At 38.6% G+C, this 6,000-nt stretch carries 4 protein-coding genes; all 4 read left to right on the forward strand.

Annotation, left to right across the window (positions count from 1 at the left end; genetic code table 11):
• Nucleotides 1-422 precede the first annotated feature (422 nt).
• Complete coding sequence (locus tag AB5I83_RS20515; protein WP_448978115.1) at nucleotides 423-1,019, forward strand: class I SAM-dependent methyltransferase; 597 nt, start codon at nucleotides 423-425, stop codon at nucleotides 1,017-1,019.
• Nucleotides 1,020-1,161: 142 nt separating this feature from the next.
• On the forward strand, nucleotides 1,162-3,354 hold the full coding sequence (locus AB5I83_RS20520; RefSeq protein ID WP_448978117.1) for a PAS domain S-box protein: 2,193 nt from the start codon (nucleotides 1,162-1,164) through the stop codon (nucleotides 3,352-3,354).
• 145 nt (nucleotides 3,355-3,499) lie between these two features.
• The gene (locus AB5I83_RS20525) at nucleotides 3,500-4,582 is read left to right on the forward strand and encodes a GerAB/ArcD/ProY family transporter (protein ID WP_448978118.1); all 1,083 of its coding nucleotides are present in this window, start codon (nucleotides 3,500-3,502) and stop codon (nucleotides 4,580-4,582) included.
• The coding region (locus AB5I83_RS20530) for a spore germination protein (RefSeq protein ID WP_448978120.1) at nucleotides 4,575-6,000 on the forward strand (1,426 nt) is incomplete at its 3' end. The genes AB5I83_RS20525 and AB5I83_RS20530, both read left to right, overlap by 8 nt.

Genomic DNA, 6,000 nt, shown 5'->3' on the forward strand with positions numbered 1-6,000 from the left:
AGAATCAAATTAATCAATTTTTTTACTTACCACTCTATATAGGTGAACGGATCAAGAATAAAAATGGAATCGGAAAAAAGGCGTTTGCTGTTTACATATTAATATATCTTAGCTTTTCTACATTTCTTTCAATAATCACTAATGGGATTGATATATGGTTCCTTAGAGTCATTATACCTTCTTTTATTAGCAATTATTTTCTGTTAGGAATGCTGTATGTCTTCTTTTTTATTTGGAGGAGATAACACCATAGTATTGCTGATTAAATGCTTGGAGCCATTCCAAGCGTTTTTCTATGAATTAAATTACCATATTACCTATTAATTTAAGTCATAACACCATTTGGTTTGAAGATAAAGATTTAGATGGTGCTTTGATACAATTACTTTTATCAACAATACACGTATTAAGAAGGAGCAAATATGGAAAACAACGTATTCGAACAAATGGCAAGCCGGTATGATACAGAGGATAGGATAGAACTAGCAAAAGTAATCGCAAAAGAAGTGAAACAGGAATTACAAAAGAGTACAACTAAATCGTTAATCGATTATGGCAGCGGCACTGGTCTCGTCAGCCTGCAGTTATCGGAATTAGTCGACTCTATTTTGCTAGTGGATTCTTCCAAACAAATGCTGGATGTTGCCGAAGCTAAGATCTCCCGCAGAGGAATTAGCAATGCGAAAGTACTTTATTCAGATTTTACTAAGGAAACTCCTCAACTGAAAGCAGACATCGTCTTAATGTCGCTGGTTCTTCTGCATATTCCCGATACGGAGAAAATACTTCAGCAATTGTTCAGCATTCTGAATGAGAGTGGCGAACTGATCCTTGTGGACTTTGACAAAAATGATCAAATAGATCATCCGAAGGTCCATAATGGATTTTCACATGAAGGGTTAAAGGATATATTATCAGAGGTTGGTTTTGATTCAATCGAGATTAAGACTTTTTATCATGGTAAAAAGATTTTCATGAATCAGGATGCGTCTATGTTTATAGCAAGAAGTTTCAAATAAGAAATGCTTTGCCGTGCTTAACGAATGTCCTATTTGAAATAACACACAAAAAAATCTAGCGATGGTAAAATTGACCTATTTCTATTTTGGTATATGGACTGCTTACGTAGCAATTATTACAATATTAAACAGGAGGTGACTTATGGAAACAGCAGTAGACGATTCATTACTTTTTGAAAATATCTTTAATCATTTAACCTTTCCTGTTGTAATTTTCGAAATAGACCATGAAGCATCAAATGAGGTTCGGGTGTTGGAAGCCAATGAAACCGCTTGTTCCTTGTTTAAATATTCCAGAGAAGAATTTTTAACAAAAAAAGGAATATCCCTCTTCAATCATTTATCTCCTAGGGTTTTAAAAACATTAAAAACCCTGTTATTCAAAAATGATCGTTTATCCACAATTTTGGAACTTCGTGATAAAACTGGCCAAGTCTTTACGGTAGAAGTCAATGCATCCTTTATTAACCAGGCTAGTAAACCGTTGATTTTTTGCATGCTCAAAGAGTATTCCAGCTCCTCCTGTGAAAATGATGCAGTAAGAGAAGAAAACAGATACTTGCGGATGATTTTGGATACAACCCAATCATTTGTTTTGACTCTTGATAAAGATGGCAGAATATATAGCTGCAATCAATACACTGAAACGATGACAGGTTACAGCCTTAAAGAATTGCAATACCAGAAGTTTTGGGACATTTTTATTGAAAGTGAGGAGAAGAGTCGGATAGCGCAGTATTACCTGTCGGGAAATATCCCACTTGAATATCAAAATTCCTGGTTGATGAAAAATGGAAAGAAACGACATATCAAGTGGAAGACTCAAACGGTGACTGATGCTGATGGCAATACTGATTTTGTCTTAGCCACTGGAGTGGATGTTACCGATGAAGTTCTTTCCTATAAAGAGCTTGATAAGAGCAGGGGAAAATACCAAACACTTGTCTCTTCGATGAATGACCTCGTTTTTACAATTGACCGCTCTTACACCATCACCAGTGTATATGGAAAGTGGTTAGCAACTAACGGATTTACGAAGGAAGCCTTTGAAGGGAAGTCCATTGACCATTTATTAAGTGATTGCATCATGCAGCAGAAGGTCAAGAAGACTCTTGGCGGAGAGGTTTCAGAATTTGAATGGGAATTAGGGTGTGCCGATAAGACCTACAGCTTTCATACTGTATTGTCGCCGATTGTTTTACATGACAACACCGTAAGAGAGATTGTTGGTGTTACCCGTGATATAACTGAGAAAAAAAGCCTGGAAGAACACCATAAAAGGATTTATGAGGCACTGACAAGTGGAGTGATTGTCCAAAATACTTCTGGTGAAATCATCTATGTAAACAAAAATTCAACTGAAATTTTAGGTTATAGTGAGCATGCCCTTAAGAAAATGACTTCAATGAGTAAAGAGTGGGAAGCAGAGAACGCGGCAGGTGACGCATTCCCAGGTGAGGAACATCCGGCTATGAAAACGTTGCAGACTGGGGAAGGTTACAGCAACGTTGAAATGTTTATCTACAATCCTGAAAAGAAGGAAAAGCGGTGGATTTTGGTAGACACTCGGCCTATTTTTGAAGCAGGAAGCTATAAAAAAGTGGAATACGTCCTGTCTACCTTTTTGGATATTACGAAAAAGAAGGACATGGATGAAGTTATGCAGCAAGCGCAAAAACATGCGCTGATAGGCAAAATTGCTTCAGGGGTCGTTCATGAGATTCGAAATCCGCTTACAAGTTTAATGGGTTTCTTGAAATTGTTCGAAGAAGGAGATCGGAACAGCCAGTTGTTTGATTACCTTCCAGTCATAAAAGCAGAGTTAGAGCAACTCAATAAGTTTGCCAATGAATTCATAGAACTCTCCAATACTAATGAAGGTAAATGGGCTGAGGCAAATCTAATAGAAATCATCCATGATGCTATTCATGGATTAAAAATGGAAATAGACGACCGTCAAATAAACATAAGCATAGAATCAGACTGCAGTGAGTCGATTTTATTATTTTGCAATGAACCTGATCTAAAGCTTCTATTTGTAAATCTCTTTGAGAATTCGATTGAAGCGATGGATATCCACGGGAACCTTCAGATTCTAGTGCATTCCCTGGAAGAGAAAGTTATGATCAAGGTCATTGATAATGGAAAAGGCATAAGTCCTGAGCGTTTAAAACATCTTTGTGAACCGTATTATTCCACCAAAGAAAAAGGGACAGGTCTAGGTTTGATGCGCAGTTTAAAAATCATCAATGACCATAAGGGCAAGATTGATTTTTCTAGTGAAGTAGGTAAGGGGACTGTTGTCACGATAGAGCTATTCTACCATCATCTGTAACTTACATATCCCACATGCAAGGCTTGGAGCACTTAGATGCTCCAAGCTTTTTTAGTTATCTTCTATATGGAAACAGACACGCAGATTGCATATTTTCTTATAAATGGCAAAAATTAAGTCTATTAGTCATAAAATGGGGTTTGCTATGAAATTCACTCGGCTTCAAGTCTCAGCTTTGATTATCTTATTTACCGGAATATCAAACCATGTGATGATCCTTCCTCATTTATTGAGAGTAGCAAAACGGGATGCCTGGGTCAGCATTGCCCTGGCCTATGTATTCCTGCTGGTTTGGGGATTTCTCATGATTTTTATTTTTAAGAAGATGAATGGCGAAGATTTTTTAAGCTGGTTGCAAAATCGGGCTGGCACTATAGTGGGGAAGGGTTTTAAGCTTTTCTTTGCTGTCTATTTCCTTGTTTCGGGCTCATTTTCATCATATGATTTCATTCTTATGATCAAGGTTTACTTCCTTCCTAATACACCTGCATGGATTGTTATCTTGTGTTTCACATCACTGTGCATCTGGGCTGCTTATAAAGGATTTAGAGTGATTCTTTATACATCGGTCATCTTGTTGCCAATTGTTTGGGCATTTGGTTATTTTGTTGCCTTCTCTACGATGTTTAAAAAAGACTATTCGATGCTTTTCCCTGTGTTCGTGAATGGTTTTCACCCGGTGCTCGAGGGTTTTGTGATTGTGTTGGGCGGGAGTATGGATTTGTTCATCCTGTTCCTGGTGCATGATAAGTTCAACAAGCCGTTTAAGTACATACATTGGTTGATCCTGATGTCTGTTGTGTTAATGCTTGTTGCAGGTCCTACAACGGGTTCAATTTCTTCATTCGGCCCACATGTTGCCGCTAATTTCCGGTTTCCTGCGCTTGAACAATGGAGGCTTGTCCAATTGGGGAGACAAGTATCTCATATGGACTTCTTAGCCGTTTTTCAATTTTTAGCAGGGTCATTCGTTAAAGTTTCTTTGAGTTTATTTCTATTAATAGAGTTATTCAACATCAAACCCGCGAAACTAAAAAGGAATTTGCTAATAGCAAGCGGAGGTATATTTTCATCGATTTCCATTTTGCCATTAAGTGATTTATTACTGCAAAAAATTGTCGGCAGTTTTTATTATCCAGTGATGTTCATATGTGGTCTTTCTCTTTCAGCCATTCTGCTCATCGTTGGGTTCTTACCTGTAAGAAAGAAGGTGAACAGTAATGTCTGAGCAGCCATTTTCTGAAAAAATCAACGTGGCACAGGAAGCATTATTGTCAGGTGAAATGAATAAAAAAGGGCTCCAGGAATTATTTAAGAGTTATGCGGATGTAAAGGTTACGAGCTATAAGCAGACGGGTGAGTCTGTTGCAGTCATTTACTGTGAAGGCATGGTGGATGGAAATCAATTGAATGAGTATTATAACGGTGTCATTGCCTTTCTTACCACCAGGGGAAAGGCTGTGGATACACAAAAGGATTTACCGCCTGTAATCAGTATTGATGAGATTTCTGCCTTGTTTGACAAAGTGTTTTCTGGTTTTCTTGTTATTTTTCAGAATGGCAGAAAGCATTTTTGGGCAATCGACATAGCGAATATACCGAAAAGAACACCAGAGGAGTCAAAAACAGAAATATCGATCAAAGGACCAAAGGATTCTTTTACCGAGGAATTGAACACGAATATCTCCCTGATCAGAAAAAGAATCAAAAGTCCGCAGCTTTTTAATGAAATCTTATCAATAGGCTCGATATCAAAAACCAAAGTATCGATTTTATATCTGTCCGATAAGGTGAATCAAGAAGCGTTGAATGAAGTTAGAGAACGATTGAACAAGATTGAAACAGAAAGTATATTGAGTGCGGGGCAGCTGGAGCAATGGGTTTCAGATCGGACTCTATCTATCTTTCCTTTAATGGATTATATAACCCGGCCGGATTTTGCGATTGAATCGATGCTTAGGGGCAGATTCATCGTTGCTGTGGACGGTTCACCAATGGTATTGATTGGTCCGGCTAATTTCACTGAATTAACAAAGTCGCCAGAGGATCTTCATTTCCCTTATTACTTTGTCTTGTTCCAGAGGGTTTTACGAATAGTAGGGATCCTCATTGCGATTTACCTGCCGGGTTTTTGGATTGCGATCGCGAGCGTGAATGTCGATCAGCTGCCCTTTCCGCTGCTGGCAACTGTTGTGGTCTCGAGACAGGGATTGCCTTTCCCGGGCGCATTGGAGGCGTTATTCATTCTTATCTTGTTTGAATTGCTAAGGGAAGCAGGAATAAGGATGCCGATGGCAGTAGGGCAAACGATATCAATCGTTGGCGGCCTGATCATTGGGGATGCAGCCATCAGGGCGGGCCTCGCTTCGCCGACCATCATTGTCATCATTGCTTTGACCGCAGTAGCCACATACACACTCGTCAATCAGTCTTTAACAGGAACTGTCACAGTCCTTCGTTTTTTAATCTTAATCATGGCAACCTTCTTAGGTATATATGGTGTTTTTATCGGTTCTTTTGCCGTCCTGGTTTATTTGTGTCAGTTAGAGTCGTTCAAACTTAACTATATGGAGCCCCTTGTTTCGCTAAGACCGAAGGAAATTCTTTCAGCCTTGTTGATTAACCCTTATAAGTCAAAGAACTTTT

It is taken from the genome of Mesobacillus sp. LC4, assembly GCF_053543455.1.

What these genes read in the sequence shown, in the direction of transcription:
- AB5I83_RS20515 (WP_448978115.1), top strand. Translation starts at nt 423, where the DNA reads ATGGAAAACAACGTATTCGAACAAATGGCAAGCCGGTATGATACAGAG.
- AB5I83_RS20520 (WP_448978117.1), top strand. Translation starts at nt 1,162, where the DNA reads ATGGAAACAGCAGTAGACGATTCATTACTTTTTGAAAATATCTTTAAT.
- AB5I83_RS20525 (WP_448978118.1), top strand. Translation starts at nt 3,500, where the DNA reads ATGAAATTCACTCGGCTTCAAGTCTCAGCTTTGATTATCTTATTTACC.